General features: G+C 38.4%; 19 protein-coding genes. 4 read left to right on the top strand and 15 right to left on the bottom strand.

Annotation, left to right across the window (positions count from 1 at the left end; translation table 11 throughout):
• Positions 1–160: 160 nt before the first annotated feature.
• Complete coding sequence (locus tag I5515_RS06090) at positions 161–682, bottom strand: chromate transporter (RefSeq protein WP_199965244.1); 522 nt, start codon at positions 680–682, stop codon at positions 161–163.
• Positions 682–1,242 carry a chromate transporter gene (locus I5515_RS06085; protein WP_199965243.1) on the bottom strand — a complete coding sequence of 187 codons (561 nt, stop codon included), beginning with the start codon at positions 1,240–1,242 and terminating at the stop codon, positions 682–684. The genes I5515_RS06090 and I5515_RS06085 overlap by 1 nt, the downstream gene beginning before the upstream one ends.
• Before the next feature lie 101 nt (positions 1,243–1,343).
• Between I5515_RS06085 and I5515_RS06080 the strand changes: the two genes are divergently transcribed.
• Positions 1,344–2,246, top strand: coding sequence for a LysR family transcriptional regulator (locus tag I5515_RS06080; protein ID WP_199965242.1), 903 nt, complete (start codon positions 1,344–1,346; stop codon positions 2,244–2,246).
• A gap of 87 nt (positions 2,247–2,333) precedes the next feature.
• On the opposite strand, the gene arsB is transcribed toward I5515_RS06080, so the two are convergent.
• The gene (gene arsB, locus I5515_RS06075) at positions 2,334–3,377 is read right to left on the bottom strand and encodes an ACR3 family arsenite efflux transporter (RefSeq protein ID WP_199965241.1); all 1,044 of its coding nucleotides are present in this window, start codon (positions 3,375–3,377) and stop codon (positions 2,334–2,336) included.
• Positions 3,378–3,480: 103 nt separating this feature from the next.
• Positions 3,481–3,810, bottom strand: a complete 330-nt coding sequence (locus I5515_RS06070; RefSeq protein WP_199965240.1) for an ArsR/SmtB family transcription factor — start codon at positions 3,808–3,810, stop codon at positions 3,481–3,483.
• Between the two features lie 83 nt (positions 3,811–3,893).
• Here I5515_RS06070 and arsC point away from each other — a divergent pair, with 83 nt between their 5' ends.
• Positions 3,894–4,322: an arsenate reductase (glutaredoxin) gene (arsC, locus tag I5515_RS06065; protein ID WP_199965239.1), complete on the top strand. Its 429-nt coding sequence runs from the start codon at positions 3,894–3,896 to the stop codon at positions 4,320–4,322.
• 71 nt (positions 4,323–4,393) lie between these two features.
• Here the strand turns inward: arsC and I5515_RS06060 are convergent, their stop codons facing one another.
• The 3 genes from I5515_RS06060 to I5515_RS06050 form a co-directional block, all read right to left on the bottom strand.
• A complete protein-coding gene (locus I5515_RS06060; protein ID WP_199965238.1) occupies positions 4,394–4,555 on the bottom strand; it encodes a DUF1427 family protein in 162 nt (53 codons plus the stop codon).
• Positions 4,556–4,612: 57 nt separating this feature from the next.
• Entirely contained in the window at positions 4,613–6,487 is a 1,875-nt protein-coding gene (locus tag I5515_RS06055; protein ID WP_199965237.1) for an amidohydrolase, read from the bottom strand.
• Between the two features lie 115 nt (positions 6,488–6,602).
• Positions 6,603–7,289, bottom strand: coding sequence for a hydrolase (locus tag I5515_RS06050; protein ID WP_199965236.1), 687 nt, complete (start codon positions 7,287–7,289; stop codon positions 6,603–6,605).
• Between the two features lie 197 nt (positions 7,290–7,486).
• Here I5515_RS06050 and I5515_RS06045 point away from each other — a divergent pair, with 197 nt between their 5' ends.
• Positions 7,487–8,377, top strand: a complete 891-nt coding sequence (locus I5515_RS06045; protein ID WP_199965235.1) for a LysR family transcriptional regulator — start codon at positions 7,487–7,489, stop codon at positions 8,375–8,377.
• Between the two features lie 94 nt (positions 8,378–8,471).
• Here I5515_RS06045 and tauD read toward each other — a convergent pair whose 3' ends face one another.
• Genes tauD through tauA form a run of 4 tightly spaced genes read right to left on the bottom strand, consistent with a single transcriptional unit; the run spans position 8,472 to position 12,069 of the window.
• Complete coding sequence (gene tauD / locus I5515_RS06040; protein WP_199965234.1) at positions 8,472–9,350, bottom strand: taurine dioxygenase; 879 nt, start codon at positions 9,348–9,350, stop codon at positions 8,472–8,474.
• 8 nt (positions 9,351–9,358) lie between these two features.
• Positions 9,359–10,228, bottom strand: coding sequence for a taurine ABC transporter permease TauC (gene tauC, locus I5515_RS06035; RefSeq protein ID WP_199965233.1), 870 nt, complete (start codon positions 10,226–10,228; stop codon positions 9,359–9,361).
• Complete coding sequence (locus tag I5515_RS06030) at positions 10,225–11,019, bottom strand: taurine ABC transporter ATP-binding protein (protein WP_199965232.1); 795 nt, start codon at positions 11,017–11,019, stop codon at positions 10,225–10,227. Before I5515_RS06030 ends, tauC begins: the two co-directional genes overlap by 4 nt.
• A gap of 9 nt (positions 11,020–11,028) precedes the next feature.
• Entirely contained in the window at positions 11,029–12,069 is a 1,041-nt protein-coding gene (gene tauA / locus I5515_RS06025) for a taurine ABC transporter substrate-binding protein (protein ID WP_199965231.1), read from the bottom strand.
• Between the two features lie 440 nt (positions 12,070–12,509).
• On the opposite strand from tauA, the gene I5515_RS06020 reads away from it, so the two are divergent.
• Positions 12,510–13,694: a hypothetical protein gene (locus tag I5515_RS06020; RefSeq protein ID WP_199965230.1), complete on the top strand. Its 1,185-nt coding sequence runs from the start codon at positions 12,510–12,512 to the stop codon at positions 13,692–13,694.
• A 61-nt stretch (positions 13,695–13,755) separates the two neighbouring features.
• On the opposite strand, the gene I5515_RS06015 is transcribed toward I5515_RS06020, so the two are convergent.
• From I5515_RS06015 to I5515_RS06000, 4 genes are all read right to left on the bottom strand, one after another.
• Complete coding sequence (locus I5515_RS06015; RefSeq protein WP_199965229.1) at positions 13,756–15,222, bottom strand: MFS transporter; 1,467 nt, start codon at positions 15,220–15,222, stop codon at positions 13,756–13,758.
• Between the two features lie 193 nt (positions 15,223–15,415).
• Positions 15,416–16,807, bottom strand: coding sequence for an LLM class flavin-dependent oxidoreductase (locus I5515_RS06010; RefSeq protein ID WP_004642499.1), 1,392 nt, complete (start codon positions 16,805–16,807; stop codon positions 15,416–15,418).
• A gap of 175 nt (positions 16,808–16,982) precedes the next feature.
• Positions 16,983–18,278 carry an acyl-CoA dehydrogenase family protein gene (locus I5515_RS06005; RefSeq protein WP_199965228.1) on the bottom strand — a complete coding sequence of 432 codons (1,296 nt, stop codon included), beginning with the start codon at positions 18,276–18,278 and terminating at the stop codon, positions 16,983–16,985.
• A gap of 117 nt (positions 18,279–18,395) precedes the next feature.
• Positions 18,396–19,214 (bottom strand): hypothetical protein, encoded by an 819-nt coding sequence (locus I5515_RS06000; RefSeq protein WP_199965227.1) that lies wholly within the window; start codon positions 19,212–19,214, stop codon positions 18,396–18,398.
• Positions 19,215–19,697: the final 483 nt, after the last annotated feature.

The following is a 19,697-nucleotide window of genomic DNA, read 5'->3' as shown; positions in this document are numbered from 1 at the left end:
AATGCATCCAAATTCTTTCAATAGATGCATAGTACGTTAAAACATAAAATAGGTGAAACAGTATGTTTTTATAGATTTAATCGGTTTTTTAGATTTTATTCTTTTCATTTAAAAAAACCAACTTGAACTTATCCCAGTACAGGTCGGCAAACTAATTAAACTAGAGTAAAACAACCCCAAATGCAGCCCCAGCAATCAGGACATGTAAAGGATGAACTTTTTTAATTAACGATAGTAAAGTTGCAACAACAACCATAATAATAAGCAAAGTATTAGTAGCAGCCGCCTCAGATATAATCCACGCACTGGCAAGCACAGTTCCGACGGTAACAGGCTGTAAAGCAAGCTGTAACACACGGCGCCATTTTTTATCTTTGAACTTTGACCAGCCTCTCATCACAAACACAGTAATAATAGAAGAAGGTAGAAACTTGGCTGTAGATGCTACAAGTAGACCTGACAACCCGGCTACATGCCAACCCACCAGTGGAACGATCATCATATTCGGCCCTGGTGCTGCTTGAGCCATTGCAAACAAGGCACTAAACTCTTGCGCTGTCATCCAATGATGAATATCGACCACTTGACGCTGCATTTCTGGCAAAATCGTATTGCCGCCACCAAATGCAATGAGGGATAGCTGAGTGAAAATGATGGCTAAAGTAAGTAGAACTGCACCCATTACACACGTCTCCAAATGATGGCTGAATAAATTGATAGCAAAATCAACATCGTTATGAGTAGAGATATTTTCAGAAATGCAATACTGACAATGGCAACTGCAACCACACAAATGGCTAGTGGATTACGCAATAATGGTTTCAACATTTTTAAGCCTGTTGCGACCAAAAGCCCTGCTGCTGCTGCACCTAATCCTTCGAAAAGATGCTTCACCATTAAATTATCTTGGAACTGTTCATACACATAATGCAGAAGTACAACAATGACTGTTGGGGCAAAGATGAGACCAATCAGTGAACTTACCGCTCCACGAACACCGCGAAACTCCATGCCAATCGCAACAGATAAATTAATAATATTGCCGCCCGGTAAAAATTGACACAGGCCTAGTAACTCAGTGAATTTTTCAGGGGTTAGCCATTGTCGTTGCTCAACAATGACTTTACGAGCTAAAGGCAAAACTCCACCAAACCCGATTAAACCTAATGTTAAAAAACCCAAAAACAGTTCTGTGCAGGTCGGTACGCTCTCCTTCTGCATGGCAATCTCAACATGGTTCATTTTCGTTACTTTTCACTTTATCTGACCAAGATAGAATGCTACTTTTGTGATATATCTACAAATGCTTTTATTATCACTAACCATACCTAAAAGGTATTCCTATGCTAGATTTAGATAAGCTTCATGCCTTTGTGGTGGTAGTAGAAGAACGAAATATCACGCATGCAGCAAGCCGATTATTTATTCAACAGCCACCCTTAACGCGTTTACTCAAAAAACTTGAAGAAGAACTCGACACACAATTACTTATTCGCCAACCTCGCGGTATTGAGCCTACAGAAGCAGGTTTAGCCTTATTTAAAGAAGCACAACTTTTATTAGAACATGCCAGACATATTCCAAAACTAGTCCAAGATGTTAGCCAAGGTAAAACTGGACAACTCAATATTGGGTTTACAAGTTCTGCCGGCTTGCATCCGCTTATTTCATTAGTATTACGCTCATATCGAGAAATATATCCCAAGGTACAGACCAAACTCGAAGAAGCAGGCAGTCAAAAGCAACTGGATTGGCTAATTTCGGAAAAACTAGATATTGCTTTTCTAAGAGCACCCATCAGCCGTGATATAGGTTTAAAACATCATCACATATTAGATGAGCCAATGATGGTTGCATTACCTATAGGGCATCCACTTACGCAAAAAGAGAAAATTAGTTCAAGTGACTTATCAAATGAAAATTTTGTTTTATACCGCCGCTCTTCAGGGCAAGGTTTATATGACAATATTCTATATAGCTGCTATCAGGCAGGTTTTAGTCCGCGCATTATTCAGGAAGCTCCTCGTCCTACCGCAACATTAAATTTAGTTGCTGCCGGAATTGGCATCACTATTGTGCCCGCCTCCATGCATAACTTTTGGGACCATGAAATTGTCTATCGCGAGTTTGATGATTCAATAAAACTTAATGCTCCTATTTATTTGATTACAAGAGAAAATGAAAACTCAGCTAAAGTTTCAAACTTCATTGAATTATTGCAAAAACTTTTACCCACAATGACCTGAATGTAAGCAGCCAAATAATAAAAAAGTGCCGAATTAATGGCACTTGAATGAATTATTTTAAGCAAAGTCTGATGCAAATAAATTCTGCTATGTTTCTGAAGAGTAATATTTTTTCTTTAACCATAGCGAAACTGAAACTAGTGAAATAAGTACAGGCACTTCCACCAATGGTCCAATTACTGTTGTAAATGCAACGGGCGATGCCAAACCAAAAGTTGCAATGGCAACCGCTAAAGCCAATTCAAAGTTATTTCCTGCTGCTGTAAATGAAATAGCTGCTGTACGTGGGTAGTTATTTCCCATCCGTTTACTCATAAAGAAACTAACAAAGAACATCACCACAAAGTAGATAGTCAGTGGTACTGCAATAAGCAACACATCTAGAGGTAAACTCACCACATCACCACCTTTTAAACTAAACATGGCGACAATAGTAAAGAGTAATGCAATCAGGCTTAACGGGCTAATTTTTGGCAGAAACTTGGTTTGATACCAATCTAAACCTTTTGCTTTAACTAAAACCAACCGTGTTAAGAAACCCATTAAAAATGGGATACCCAAATACACCAATACAGCATGGGTAATAGTCCAGAAATCGACATTAATAACTTGTTCTGCAACACCAAAGTAGGGTGGCAAAAAGCTTAAGAAAAGCCATGCGTAAGTGCTAAAGAATAAAATCTGGAAGATACTGTTAAAGGCAACTAAAGCAGCTACGTATTGGTTATCGCCACACGCCAAGCCATTCCAGACCAGCACCATTGCAATACAACGTGCTAACCCAATCAAAATAAGGCCCGTCATGTACTCTGGGTAGCTATGTAAAAAAATAATGGCAAGGATAAACATCAAAACTGGAGCAATAATCCAGTTCTGTACTAAAGACAAGGTCAACGTTTTCTTATCTTTAAATACTTCTGGTAAAGCGGCATAGTCAACTTTTGCCAAAGGTGGATACATCATTAAAATTAAACCAATCGCAATTGGAATATTAACGTTATCAATACTTAACTCATTTAAAGACACTGATGCTTGTGGAAAAAAGACACCAATGGCTACACCTAAAGCCATCGCAATAAAAATCCATAGCGTTAGGTTTCTATCTAAAAAGGAAAGTCCTTGTTTAGTCATGTTCTACTCGGCAAAAGAATTCATTAATTTGTTCAGCACACAGGGGGATTAATGCCCTTAGCTTGAACAAGCTTATATTTTTCAGATTAAAGATCTAAAAATATTAATCACAACACGTTGTGGTGGTTAAAGACTGACCTCGTTGTTTGCCTATAGTTCCGTGTTGTTCGCCTTCTATCACTTTTAAAATATCTAAAGCCCAAACGGGTAAATCCGAATTTAAGCTGTAGTAAACCCATTGCCCTTTTCGTTCATCAAGCAATACGCCATGAGTACGTAATAGAGCTAAATGTCTGGAAATTTTCGGTTGGCTCAACTCAAGCTGTTCAGTTAGTTCACAAACACAAATATTTTGTTTGTTTAAAACTAATTTAAGAATGTTTAACCGAGTTTGGTCAGATAGACATTTAAAGAAATCGACTTGGTTGATCATATCTTCAACAGTATATATTCGTTATTGCAAATATACGTATATCCATATATAAATGCAATATCTTAATTCGACGTGAATTTATCATGAGTGAACTAGTGAAAATCTATCATAACCCTGCTTGCGGAACATCACGCAATACATTGGCACTCATTCGTCATGCAGGGGTTGAACCTATAGTTATTGAATATTTACAAAAACCACCAAGTAAAGATGAACTGATTCAACTCATTAAAAATTCAGGTTTAACGGTACGTGAATCGATTCGTAAAAATGTTGACCCATATAAAGATTTAGATTTGGAACAAGATCATTGGACAGATGAGCAATTAATTGATTTTATGGTTCAGTACCCCATTTTAATTAACCGCCCATTTGTGGTTACACCCAAAGGCACACGTCTTTGCCGCCCTTCTGAAGTTGTATTGGATATTTTAGATTCAGAAAACTTAAGCTATTTTGCAAAAGAAGATGGTGAAGTGATTATTGATGAACAAGGTCATCGCATAAAATAATCTTAGGTTCACAAAACTATAAAAAGCTAAATGACACGGCGCCATTTAGCTTTTTTTGTTGAATAGAGCAGTTAAAAATAAGACTTAATAAAAGGAAGAAGTTGCTCTCCTATTACCATGCCTAATAAGCCGACTAATGCAACAAGAGGTGGAGCTGGTGATTTAACATTTAAAACATAATATAAAACACCAACGAGCAACCCTACAGCCAAAGATAACAAGTACACTTTCATCGTACATACCTTAGGGAATCAAGCCATTTAAAGAGGCAAGTTCCCATACTGTTTTATTTAAAATGCAAAACACGAACAACCCAGTGCGCCCCAGAAAGATTTTTTATCCTTATCATTTACAGGAACATCAAGCATCCATGCATGACTATGCCCATGCATGCCACAACTGCTGGCACAAGCGCACAATGCACTTTGTGACTGTAATGATTGATTTGATGGAGCATTACGGTTTTCTGATAGGCGCCACTGACCACCAAAACGTTTTACTGGCGACCATGTTGGCGACGCTGGTGGTAATGGCGGGTCGTCTTGCTTAAACTCAGCCCCTGCATATACCACTTTTCCGCCTAATACTGTTAAAACAGACTCAATCCACTGAATATCTTCCGCTTCAACTTTGAAGTAGTCATCGGACAATACAACCAGATCGGCAAGTTCACCAGCCTTTAAAGCCCCTTTGACATTTTGTTCACCTGAAAACCATGCAGAACCTTTGGTCCAGAGTTGGAGTGCAGTTTGGCGATCTAGTAGATTTTTTTCATCATATAAAGGCAAACCACCTACTGTTTTCCCTGTACTCAGCCAATACAAACACACCCAAGGGTTATAAGAAGCAACACGTGTGGCATCTGTCCCTGCACCGACAGGAACGCCAAGTTCTAGCATTTTCTTGACGGGTGGCGTTTCCTGAGCGGCTTCAGCTCCATAGCGTTTTACGAAAATTTCGCCTTGATATGCCATTCGGTGTTGAATAGCAATACCGCCCCCTAATGCACCAATACGTTCGATATTACGCTCAGATACAGTTTCAGCATGATCAATAATAAATCGGGTTGCAAATGGCTGTTTGGCATTTACTCGCTCAAAAACATTGAGTAACCGATTAATACTTTCATCATAGGTTGCATGAATACGGAATGGCCATTTCTTTTCGGATAAGTGCTCTACGATGGCTTCGAGTTCGCCTTCCATTTTTTCCGGCAAATCAGGTCGTGGCTCATAGAAATCTTCGAAATCACCCGCCGACCATGTCAGGTTCTCGCCTGCACCATTCATTCTAAATAGTTCATCACCATCGCCCGGAAATGTCATTTCTGTCCAACGGCGATAATCATCAAGCTCTTGACCTGCTTTTTGAGCAAATAAGTTATAAGCAATTCGAACTGTCATTTGATTTTGATCATGTAATTGCTTAATCACATCATAATCTTCTGGATAGTTTTGTCCGCCACCACCAGCATCAATTGCAGAAGTAATACCTAATCGATTTAGTTCACGCATGAAATGACGTGTTGAATTGACTTGATCTTCGACTGGTAATTTAGGAGCTTTACCTAAAGTTGAATACAAAATCATGGCTGATGGTGTGGCAAGCAACAGACCTGTAGGTTCGCCTTTTTCATCTCGTACAATTTTGCCACCTGGTGGATCAGGTGTATCTTTATTAAAGCCCAATACATCAAGCGCAGCTCGGTTCAGCATGGCACTCGCATATAAATGTAAAACAAAGACTGGAGTATCTGGCGCAGCTTTATTAATTTCTTCTATGGTTGGTAAACGCTTTTCGGCAAACTGGAATTCGGTCCAACCACCTACTACACGTACCCATTGAGGTGCCGGAGTATTATCGGCTTGTTCTTTGAGTAAGCGTAGTGCATCTGCAACGGATGGCACACCTTCCCAACGCAGCTCCATATTGTAGTTTAGGCCACCACGAATAATATGCAGATGACTGTCATTTAGACCCGGTATAACACGACGACCATTTAAATCCACAACTTTGGTCGTTGCTGATACCAACTTCATGATCTCATCATTCGTACCTGTTCTTACAACTTTACCATTTGTTATGGCAACTGCTTGTACTTCTGGGTTTTGAGAATCTAATGTAGTGATTTTACCGTTTTTAAGTATGAGGGTTATTTCGGTCATTTTGAACTCCATTCTTGTGAATTATCGTTCTAAAAAAGAAAGGCATATCCGTATTAATATCATGTAAATATTGAATACTAGACATGCCTTTACCTAAATCTAAAGAAGTACTACTTTATTTTGCCGGAACCGGTGCAAGTACTTCGTGTTTTGAAGTTGTGCGTTCAGGCGCTTTGTGTACCATCGTATAAGCATAATCCACACCCATACCATAAGCACCAGAATGCTCACGTACAATTGCCATGACTGCATCATATGTATCACGGTTTGCCCAATCACGCTGCCATTCAAGTAATACTTGTTGCCAAGTTACAGGCACAACACCTGCTTGAATCATACGTTGCATCGAGTAATCATGTGCTTCTTTAGAAGTACCACCTGATGCATCTGCCACCATATAAATTTCATAATCACCTTCAAGCATGGCACCAAAAGCAAATGTGTTATTGCACACTTCTGTCCATAAGCCTGAAACAATTACTTTTTTGCGATTATTTTTTGCAAGCGAATCACGTACTTTTTGATCATCCCAAGAGTTCATTGAACTACGTTCTAGTAATGGAGCATCTGGAAATACATCTAAAAGTTCAGGATAGGTATGACCTGAAAAGCTTTCAGTTTCAACCGTAGTGATGGTGACAGGAATATTGAATGTTTTTGCAGCTTTAGCTAAACCAACGGTATTATTTTTTAACACCTGACGATCTATTGACTGTACCCCAAAAGCCATTTGTGGTTGATGATCAATAAAAATAACCTGACAGTTCGTTGGTGAAAGTTGTTCTAAAAGTGATTTATTCATGGGTGAACTCCATTGTTCCTTATGTGTAAAGCGTTTGAATTGCTTACTGGTCATTATCAAAACAGATAAAAATGTAAAGGGATAGAGAGTAAATCAGCATGAATCTGTATCCTGTATGAATACAATAAAAAACAATCATTGCTTTTTAATTTTTATAGTTTAATCATAGATATATATTTTTTAAATTTCTCTTATCCATGGACCGTTTAGACTGTATTTCCACTTTTGTAAGTGTCGTAGAACATGGAAATTTTAGTAGTGCTGCCAGAGCCCTCGATATTTCACGTGACTTAGTTGCCAAACGTGTTTGTTACCTTGAAAATGACTTAAAAACAACGCTTTTAAATCGAACTACAAGGCAAATGAGTCTCACCTCTTGCGGGGAAAAGTTCTATCAACATAGCCAAGTGATTTTAAGTGAGTTCGAATGGGCTGCCTATGAAATTAGCTATAACCAGCAGTATCCTGAAGGTGAACTCAAACTCAATACCCCTATGTCTTTTAGCAATATTTTTCTTCAAAATATAATTTCAGATTTTATGGGGAAATATCCAAGTATTACCATTGATTTGTTTATGACAGATCAGCTATTAGATATGAATAACAACAAATTTGACCTGACAATACGTATAGATGGTTCACCTCCAAGTTTGGCAAATAGTAAAATATTAAATACCTATCAACGGTATCTATATGCAACACCTGAGTATTTTAAACAGCATGGCTTACCAACCTCTTTAGAAGAACTCAAAGATCATAAATTTTTAGTTTATTATCAAGATAGCCGCCATAAAAAATTGATTTTACAAAAGGATCAAAAAGAGGTGTCTTTTAATTGCTTCCCCGTCATGACTTGTAATAATGGCGAATTATTATTAGATATGTGCTTAAAAGATCACGGTATCGTCTTTCTTCCAGAGTTTATTGCAGAGCCTTACTATAAAGAAGGTAAATTACAAAAATGCTTGGAGGATTATACGAGTCAACCCGTTCATTTATATGTGACATGGCCAAATCGTAAAATTTTATCGAAAAAAGTAAAACTATTTATCGATTTTCTGACGCAACAAATCATTCCTACAAAATAAGTAATCTGGGCCTTTTCTATATGAATTGGCCCACTATTTTTTAGTTGGTTTGAGTAGTTTCAATCTACTCATTTTTAAATAAATTTTGCTCTGCTTAAACCACTGCAAGCTCTGGCTGTTCCTGTCGATAGAACGGTGTATCACCGTTAATCGTTGCGCGGTGCATAATGCGATGTGCATCGCCATAATCAAATAATGCTTTATGTTGCGTGCAACGATTATCCCAAATTGCCACATCACCATCTTGCCATTTCCAACGCAAATGGAACTGTTCTTTCGTTGCATGTTCAAATAAGAAGTTAAGCAACTGCTCGCTTTCTTGCTCGGATAACTCGTTAATTTGAGTGGTAAAGCCTTCACTCACGAATAAGAGTGGTTCGCCTGTGACTGGATGTGTACGCACAACGGGATGAACAACTGGCGGATTACGCTTAAAGGTTTGCAACAGTTTTTCACGCTCTTCTTCGTTATGGGCAAAACGTTCAAGTGGGAAAGACTTACGAATATCATGAGTGGCTGTCAGGCCTCTTAATTTTTCTTGTAGCTCCAGCGTAAGCCCTTTAAAAGCTGCGGTATTACTTGCCCATAGAGTGTCACCACCTACAGGCGGAATTTTAATTGCTTGCAGCACACAACCTAATGGCGGATTTTTGCTAAAAGTTACGTCTGTATGCCAAAGCTCATTGTCACGTAAGTCTTGTTTCCAACTATCGAGCACCATCACTTCAGGCACTTCTTCAATTGAAGGATAAATCGGGTGCACATGTAAAGTTCCGAAACTACGCGCCAAATCGGCTTGTGCCTGCGGCGCTAATTGTTGCTTTCGGAAAAAGATGACTTGATGATCAAGCAAAGCCTGCTGGATTTGTTGCGTCGTCTTTTCATCTAACGTATTCAAATCGATATCGTGAATAATTGCGCCAATTGCTGGCTTGATCACTTCAATATTTAAGTTTGCTACTACTGTATTCATCTTCTTTACTACAACTGCTGACCATACCAAGGAGAAAACTGTTTTTGTAACCAACGTAAAAACAGCTCAAAACTAACTGCGACAATCGCAATCACAATAATGCCCAGAATCACCGTATCGGTAATTAAGAATTGTGCTGCTGATTGCACCATAAAACCAATACCACGGTCTGCTGCAACCAGTTCTGCTGCAACCAATGTTGACCAACCCACCCCAAGTCCAATACGAATACCGGTAATAATATGAGGTAACGCCGTCGGCAAAATGACATGCCAAAAGACTTGTGACTCACTTGCCCCTAGCGATAATGCAGCACGTTCACGATTAAGCTGATGGCTTAACACACCATGCGCACTACTAATAATGACGGGTGCCAATATCGACAAGAAAATCAAAAGCACTTTAGTCGTTTCACCAATACCAAACCAAATCACCAATAACGGCAAATAGGCTAACGGTGGAATTGGACGTAATAACTCAACTAACGGATCTAAAACAGCTCGAACCCATTTGTTTAGTCCCATCCATAAACCAAGCGGAACACCAATAACCACAGCACCAATCAAAGCTAGAAATACGCGTGAAATGCTGGCAGCTAAGTGTTGCCACAAGGTTGCCTTCATAAAGCCGTCTTGGCTGACCGATATAAATTTTTGCCAGACTGCCTGTGGACTCGGTAAAAACAGTTCGGGTACGACATGCAAAGCAGTAATGAGGAACCAGAGCGCCACAACACTTGCAACACTAATCATGCTGACCGCCAAAGTTCGATGCTTCTCAAAAAATGACGATAAAAATGAAGCATTTCCCGTTTGCACATCTGGCTTAAGTTTTAGCCCTGCTTTGTCATATTCATAGACGTTATCTTTAGTGCTCATGTGGTTAACGCCTCCTTACTGCTTTGCTTTTGCGCCCTTAAACTTTCAAATAGCTGTTCTCTGAGCTGAATGAATTGAAGATCCGACTTGATTGAACGAATAGACTCGCCCTGACGATATCGTTGAGCAAAATCAAGTTTTAAAGTTTCTACAATTTTGCCTGGATGCGCGGTCATCAACACCAGTTGATTGCTGAGCAACAACGCTTCTTCAATGTCATGAGTAATTAAAAAGAAGCTTTTATTTTGCTGAATCCATAAATCGAGCACTAACTGCTGCATGTTTTCACGAGTAAAAGCATCTAATGCGGCAAAAGGTTCATCTAACAAAATAAAAGGCGCATGGCTGATCAAAGCTCTGGCAATACCAACACGTTGTTTCATGCCACCAGAGAGTTCCCAGATATTTGCTTTTTCAACGTGGCTTAAACCCACAATTTTCAAAATTGAGCTTACTTGCGCTTCGATATCTGCGCGTTTTAAACCTTTTAACTGCAAAGCGAAGCCAACATTATCTGCAACGTTCAACCAAGGAAGTAATGCATGGTCTTGAAATACGACAGCACGTGTTACATCTGGGCCATTGACCACTTCATGATTTACAAGCACATCACCTGAGCTTGGCTTTTGAAAACCCGCCAGAATATTGAGTAAAGTTGTTTTACCGCAACCTGACTCACCCAAAATGACAGTTAAAGAGCCTTCTTCAATTTTCAAGTTAATGTCTTGTAGAACTAGCTTTTGCTGTTTAGGAAAAGTCAGATGAATATGTTTGGCTTCTAATACACTCATGACAACTCCTTAAGGCTGCAAAAATGAAGAGTTCACATTGCCTTTATAATCGGCTTTAAGTTGATCGACCTTGCCCTGACCTTTTAAGAACTTCGCTGTATCAAAAATATTTTGCGCAAATTCACCCTCTAAAGTTTGTTTTTGCTGAGCGTGGTCAAGGTAAATATTTCCACCTAATAAAAGCGGGATATCTTTTGCATCAGAACCTGTTAACTGCGCAATTTTTTGCACGTTATCGGCATCTTTAACGTAAGCAGCTGGGTCTTGATTATATTTTTCAAGCTGCTCAAGTGTGGTTTTAACAAAAGCTTTTAAGAAATCAGGATTTTTCTCTGCAAAGTCTTTACGTACAACCCATAAATCATAGGTTGGTGCGCCCCATTCACCCACTTGTTTTGAGTCAGTTAAAACTGTGCCAGATGCCTTCGCTTTACTTAAAGCAGGTTCCCAAACATATGCAGCATCAATATCGCCACGTTCCCAAGCAGCTGAAATTTCAGGGGGACGCAAATTAACAATTTTTACTTTGTCTTCAGGAATGTTCCAATGTTTAAGTGCAGACAAAAGGCTGTAATGTGTGGTCGAAACAAAAGGTACAGCAATGGTTTTACCAATTAAATCTTGAGGGGTTTTGATGCCTGATTTATTACTCAGCACTAATGCTTCAGACCCACCAAGTTTTGACGTAATTAAAAATACCTCAATAGGTAAATCACGGCTGGCCGCAGCAGCAAGTGGGCTTGAACCAATATTACCAAGCACTACATCGCCTGAAGCAAGTGCGTTTACAACGTCTGAACCCGCATCAAATTTTTTCCACTGGATGGTCCGCTGGCTATGTTTTTCATAGTCTCCATTGGCCTGCGCAACTTTGCTTGGGTCAACCCCTGTTTGATAAGCAATCACAACAGGTTTGCTATCACGAACTGAGGCACTTGTATTATTGTCTTTCTTATTTTGCCATACGATAAAAGCAACAATTGCGACTACAACAATTGCCGTGATAATTAACGGTTTGGTCTTAGTGCTCATAATTTCATGATCTTTCAATAATATAAGCTCATGGTATGCAGCTGGCTTTATAATGAAAAATAAAAAAATGTGCGTTGCTTATCTCATTTTTATAAATAACTTTTCTTGATAAGTTTTTATCTTTTGGTAAAAAGCAAATATTAAACAAACTTACAGGCTAGCGGTAAAATTAAAATACCTATATATCAATAATTAAAAAAGATATTCAAAAAACACATGATGAGAAAAACCTGACACATAACCTCTAATTATTTTATCCTACTTATATTTCATCATTTTTATTTTTATCTCTTACATCCAAAGATTTACGTCTAATTACTTTTTGATTTTTTATAAAGTTCAGATTTTATTATCTTTTTATCTTAAAACTTCTGCAAATATTAAGATTTGGACAAATCTTTTTCTGGTTTATACATGACGCAAATTTAATTTTTATTTTTAAGAGGAGAAATAATCTCTTGTTTAAACGCACCACAACTTTCAAAAAAATATTCATCGCGACGACTTTGATTACATTCAGCCTCTCAAGTCATGCAGCCCTTACCTTTGGTAATGCTGAAGAAGGCCAACTTAAAGTAAGTGGTACTGTTCGGGCCAAATATGTTTATGATTTTGACTCTGATCCCACTACCAGTAAATTTTCCTTTAATGACGCGGTATTATGGCTGGACTACAACTCCCCGAAATGGATTGGCCGCCTAGATTATCGGGTTTATGAATATTACGGGCGTTTAGGCGATGCCAATTGGCTTACCGATGCGTGGTTGGGTTATAAAATTAATGACAACAGTAAAATTATTGCTGGCTTAAACCCCGTTCCTTTTGGCTTGGGTCGCTTTTGGGGAAATACTTATTATTTAGGCATTGCCAATAGCGCAGGTTGGGAAGATGTACACAACCTTGGCGTGAAATATGATTTCAATGATGGAATCAATGAAGCACAACTCGCCTTTTATCCTACCGATGGTGGCACCTATAGAGGTAAAAGCAAAGACTCGAGTCGATTTAGTATCAACCCTGTCAATGCGGATGACTCAGTACCACAAGGCACCAATACTAAAGAGAAGAACTCAATTGTTGTTCGCGGTGCTCATACCTTTAAAAATGTCTTAGGCCAAGAAAATTTCTCTACCCAACTGGGTGCCTCTCTTTGGTATTCCACTATTGAAAACAAACGTTCAGGCCAAGATGGCGATCGCCAAGTCTATTCAGTTTTTAGTAATACCAATTATAACCAATGGAATTTACAACTTTTAGCAGGTTATCAAGACATTGATAATGCCGACACTGAATATAAAGATCACCTGACTTTGGGTGGTTTCGATTATTCATTTAACTCTGCAACCAAAGGTCAGATTTATTCGGCCGAACTGAGCTATTTATTTCCTCAGCAGTTTGGCCCGATTACCTCTGTTCGTCCTTACCTAAACTATAGTTCTTATCGAAAAGAACAAGATGGCTTTAAAGACTCCGCCCGTTTTATTCCCGGCATTGCCTTTAACTATCAAAAATTGACAGTACAAGCCGAATTGCTGATGGGCAAACATGATCCATACCTAGGAGACAGTGAAGGTCTTGCGGCTGGTGGAACCAATGATAAATGGAACAAAAAAGCGTTTGTGATTTTTGCTTATTACTTCTAACTCCAAGAACAAAGGCCAACAGATGTTGGCCTTTGTTTTTATCTAGATATCTATTTTTACTCTAGTCGATTACTGGTGAATTATTGAGAGGAAGTTCTGGACTAGATTCATCGATAATATCTACATCTTGGGCGGTAGGCTCAAACTTAATGAGTAGTCCAATCACAATTAAAGGAATAAAGGCAAAGATAGAAATAATCAGGTACACATCGGTTTTATATCCCGCCATCCAGATCGGCAAAACAAACAAAGCAATTGCTTGAGCAACGCCCGTTACCGCACGGTTAAAGCCGACACCAACGCCACGAATCGAAGCAGGATAAGCCATTGTTGGATAGACCATCATTTGTGCTCCTGGTCCGAAACCTTCGGCAAAAAGCCACAAACCGAGCATGCCAATTGCGGTGTAGAGTAAAAAGCTATTACTAGGTTCACCAATGAATGCTAAGGCAATGAGGGCTATAAACTGGAGTAAAAAGCCTGTAAGCAACACATGACGAGATTTAAATCTACTAGCAACAAATACGCCTAACAGCCCGCCCGTAAATGCAAACAGTAAATTGAGTCCAAGTGTGGTGGTAATGGTCGTCAAGACATCGGTATGAAAGAAACGCGTTAAAATAGAAGGTAAAAAGAAAGCAATGGTCGTGTACTGAAATGCCACCGAAATATGAATCACAATTGCCACTATCGTTCTTGGCAAATAGGTTTTATTAAATAAAATTGCAAAACCCTCGCGCTTTTTCTTATCAGCAGTTCTTTCTACTTTTTCAACTGTAGCGACTGCATTAATTGCATAGGACTCTTGCAAAACTTTAGCCGCCCCTTTTAAATCGCCTTGGTTTGCAAGCCAGATTGGTGATTCAGTTAAATATTTCCCGCGAATAAAAATAATGAGTAAAGCTGGCACTGCTCCAAAAATTAAGGAAGCTCGCCATAACCAGTTGCTATGCTCAGGAGGTAAAAGAAAGTAAAGCGCCAGAACCAGACCAAAGCAGACTGAAGAAGCGGCATACCACATTGGGCACCATGCTGCTAAACGCGCTGCCTTGTTACTACTCCCATTAAATTTGGAAAACTCAGATAAGTATGACATTGCCACCGGCAAATCAATACCAACACTAATTCCCATAATAAATCTGGCTAAAATCAAAACCCAGACATTGGGTGCAAAGCCTGCGACAATTGCCGCAATGACGAAGAGTACCATGTCCGCCATAAAGACCCGATAACGGCCAATTTTATCTGTCAGCCAACCACCAATCAGGTTACCAACAATGGTTCCGCAGACAATTGCTGAAGCCACCACACCTGTCATCACAGGGCTTAAAGAAAACTCGGATATGACTTGCTCAATACCAAAGGAGAGCGTTGTTAAATCATAAGCATCAATAAACACCCCAATCAGTGCCAACCAAATAACTTTATTCGACTTACCCTTCCCTGCAAATTTGGAAATTAATTGTGAAACATCATCGGGAGATTTAATTTCATAACGGTGGTTATGATCGAGTTCTTGTGTGCTCACTTAATAATTCCTGAATTTTAATAACAGAAACAAAATAATGATTATTCACTCAATACAAAAACAAATTAATCTGATTTTTTAATCTAAATTATAGAATTATCTTTTCATTATTAACTCAGCAATAAAACCGATATAAAAAGACAAAATAAAAGCTGGTATTTAACCAGCTATTTATTTACTAGACTTTAAAATATTAACTTGCTTCAGCAAGTTTTAATTCCTTTAGATTGCGATATTTTGCACCACGGTGATTTTCAGGTAAATATGGTCCAGCACCAAATAATTTTTCTCTTAATGTTCCTTGTGCATACGAGGTTTGATATACCCCACGTTTTTGCAACTCTGGAACAATAAATTCAACCACATCGGCAAAGGTTTGATGAGCCAAAATATAAGCGAGGTTGAAACCATCGATATCAGTATCTTCAACCCATTGCTGCAAAGCATCCGAAACTGTTTCTGCCGAACCTACCAATACTGGCCCATTACCACCTAAGCTGTTCCAGTTTGCAATTTCTTCAATAGTCCAGACACGCTCTGGATCTGCATTTACATAAGAATCTAGCAAAGATTGAATCGCGTTGGTTTGAATATATTCAACTTTATCGGTCGGTTGATATTGTGAAAAATCGACACCTGACCAGCCAGAAAGCAACGTTAAAGCACCGTCATAGCTTCCGTAGCTTTGATACTCTTTAAACTTGGCTTGAGCTTTTGCATCGGTTTCATCAGTTACAATCGACAAGAGTGCGTAAATTTTGACAGAGTACGGATCGCGGCCTTCTTGAGCTAATTTCTGACGAATACCCTGTACCACTTTTTTAGTGGCAATTTTAGACGGCGCTGCAATAAAGACACACTCGGCATTTTGACTCGCAAACTTCTGCCCGCGTGATGAAGCACCTGCTTGGTAAAGTACTGGCGTTCGCTGTGGTGATGGCTCACAAATATGGATGCCTGGTACAGTAAAGTATTTACCTTCGTGCTGAATTGGATGCACTTTTTTATGATCAGCAAAGATACCGCTTTCACGATCACGAAGTACCGAACCTTCCTCCCAAGAACCTTCCCAAAGTTTGTAAAGGACTTCTAAATATTCATCAGCAATATCATAGCGATTGTCATGATTAACCTGAGTTTTGAGGCCCAAGTTTTTCGAACCACTTTCCAAATAAGAAGTCACGATATTCCAACCAACTCGTCCTTTGGTTAAATGGTCTAGCGTACTAATACGTCTGGCAAAAGGATAAGGATGCTCAAAGGAAATAGATGTGGTTACACCAAAACCCAGATGCTTGGTGACGGCCGCCATCGCTGGCACAATCTGTAGCGGATCATTGACTGGAACTTGCACTGCACCTGTTAAGGCATGTTCAGCGCTTTGATGGTAAACATCATAAATGCCAAGCACATCTGCAATAAAAATACCGTCAAAAAAACCACGTTCCAAAATTTGTGCTAAATCTGTCCAATATTCTAAATCTTTATATTCAACAGATCGGTCTTGAGGGTGTCGCCATAATCCGGGAGATTGGTGAGCAATACAATTCATTTCAAAAGCATTAAAACTAATTTTCTTAGTCATAAAATATCAACCATCATTTTTTCTAGTTTTATACTAAATCAATTTCCGTGTTTTCTTTATAATATAAACCCCAAACAAAATACGATTTTATTCTAATAGATTTTTATAATTTATTTAAAAAAAATAAATAATATTAAGCCGCTAAAAATAGCAGCTTAATATCTAAAACTATAATTTACTGTTTAGCAACTTCACCAATTCTCCACTGATAAGGTGGTAATGTACCATTCACACTAAAATCACCAATAATTCGATTTTTAAATACTCTAGGGTTATGTGAAGATAAGGTTCGGACATTACGCCAATATCGATCTAAGCCTAAATCTTTATCTGTAGCCGAGGCCCCCAAAGCATCAAATAAGATTGTAGAAGCATTTAAAATTAAATCAGTAATTACTGTTTGAGACTGCGCACTTTCAAGCTCGGCAATTGCATTTTGTTCTTCTTCAAGCTGTTCATTATTTTGAAATGCTGACAAATAAGCACGCTGTAAGCTTTGCGCAACTTTTTCAACAATCGCCCCTGCACTGTAAGCCGCACCACGGATTTGTCCCACCACTTGTAAAATTTGGGGGTCCTGTTTTACAAATTGAGCATTCGCATGAGTATAGTTTCGGGTACGTTTCGCCACCGCTTGTGAAACATCATAAGTCGCAGCTCGCCCTAAGCCCGTAATAATTGCTAATTGCACCAGTTGATAGTAGGCAGCCGAATATTTAAAACGATCATCGTCAGGTAAGATTTCAGCTTCATCGACCAATACATCATGGAAATATGCTGTACCACTTGCGGTGAGTTGCTGACCAAAACCATTCCAGTCATCAACAATTTCAACGCCTTCATCTTCACGGCGAACAACGACAGATCCAGATTCACCTTTTAAATCTGTGACACCAATTTCTACCCAGTCGGCATATAGACTTCCTGTGGTGTAGTATTTTTGACCTTTAACACAAATTTTGCCGTCACCATCTTGATACAAATGAGTTTCGAATTGATCAATCGATTCTTTTCCACCTTCAGACCAAGCACTACCAATAGTTTCGCCCTGAGCAATTCGGCTGAGCCAACGTTCTTGAAATTCTTTATTTTTACTGACCAACACATCTTCAGTAAAACCGAAATGTACACGTAAAGCTTGCGGTAAATTTGAGTCTGCTTCTGCAAGTTCGATTAGCAATGCAAATAGTTCTGGAATGGTTGCCTCAAAGCCTCCATGAGTTTTAGGCAGCCGTAATCGAGTAAAGCCAACATCTTTAAGCCACTGAAGTTGTTCATAAGGCAAAATATGCTGTTGCTCACGGATTAAAGCCCCTTCTTTAATACGCGCAAAAGTCGCCCTAAAATGTTGTGCTAATTCATCATAACGATCAGAAGGACCTTGCCCCCAAGCCCGAGAAATCTGAGAAGCTTGACTAAGTGCAGCATGTGTTAGTGAACCGAGATGATGTTCAAAATTTAAATTTGTCATGTAAGTAAAACCAATATTGCTTTGCTTTTACCATAAAATATTTATTTCACATGAAAACGATTATTTTTTTATAACAGTATTCATTCTTTATATAACGTAAAAAAAAGCCTGCAAACACTAAGCTAGCTCTTTCTTCGATAGACTATGCTGACTTTGCAATAAGGTTTGCATATATTCAGAATAGACAGATAATTTTTCAAAAATATGCTCTGAATAAAACATATCGTCAATTAAATGTGTCATTTGAGGTGTGGTGAACGTATCGCATAGCCCTACCAGCTCAGCATTCATCAATGCAAACTGCGCGCATAATTTCACATAGCTTTCATCTTTATTTTTAAATAATAATTTACGCATTTCCAAATCATGTATATCTTTTAAATCATCACTTTGCTTTGGGTTAACCCAATAAATTTTAACTTTTAAGAACTGCTCAAGTTGCTTTAAAAGGTCTACATCAATCGCCAAATTTGTAATTAAAAAAATTGTTGAGATATCACTTCGACATAACGCCTTAATTAAACTTAAATAAATAAATTCAACTTCACTCAGCGCTGCTAATTCTAAATCCAGATATATTTTTAGGCTCTCTAAAACTTCATCTACCTTAAACAACACTTTTTTATCGGCTTGATAGTATTTATTGAGAATTGTAAGAACAGGTTCAGTCGCAGGTGTTGTATAAATGGCAGGCTTATTTAAGTTTGCAAAAATAAAAGGCGAAAATAGATAGGCCACACTGCTTTGCTGCGGCTCAATATGAGATTGAATTAAATATACAGTTTGAGATTTAGAAAAATCTCTGAGCACCTTTGCTCTAAGTAAAGTTGCTTCAAGATTTACATAAGTTTTTTCTAGTTGAGTCGCTATAGATGTTGGAATAGTTTGATCTTTAATAAGTTTCTTTAGGATATTGAGTTGAGAAGTAATAAACATTTTTTAACATCCAAGCTATTTGAGAAGAGCTACACTTAAACCAAGGTCTTTAATAATCTATGCAACAACCAGACCTCATACAGAACAACAAGGGAATAGAAAAGAAGAAATTTATTCTGCGCTTATAGGTAAGTCCAAAGTCGCATTCACATTGTTTTTGAAGGTTGATTTTGGTCATCCATAAATCTTGTTCATTTTTATTTTGAACGTTAGATAGCTGGATATATAGCTACAGATAATTGAAAAAAAACTATAGCACCCATCATATTTGCTTCAAACTGTTATAGTTTTATAAAAAATTTCTGTATCTACATATACAAAAACAGTGAGTGCATGATTAAGAAAACTTCTTAAGGTAGGTAGTTTTCATGAAACGTACTTATATGTACCAACAGATATTTCATCAATGTTTCAGTGCAACATGCTTTTTTACAAATGCAACATCAAGCCTAAACTTTGTTAACAGATTAAAAACAATTAACC

This window comes from Acinetobacter calcoaceticus (assembly GCF_016508255.1).
Classification (GTDB): domain Bacteria; phylum Pseudomonadota; class Gammaproteobacteria; order Pseudomonadales; family Moraxellaceae; genus Acinetobacter; species Acinetobacter calcoaceticus_E.
Note: the sequence above shows the minus strand (reverse complement) of the source record. Positions and strands in the feature narration are given on the sequence as shown.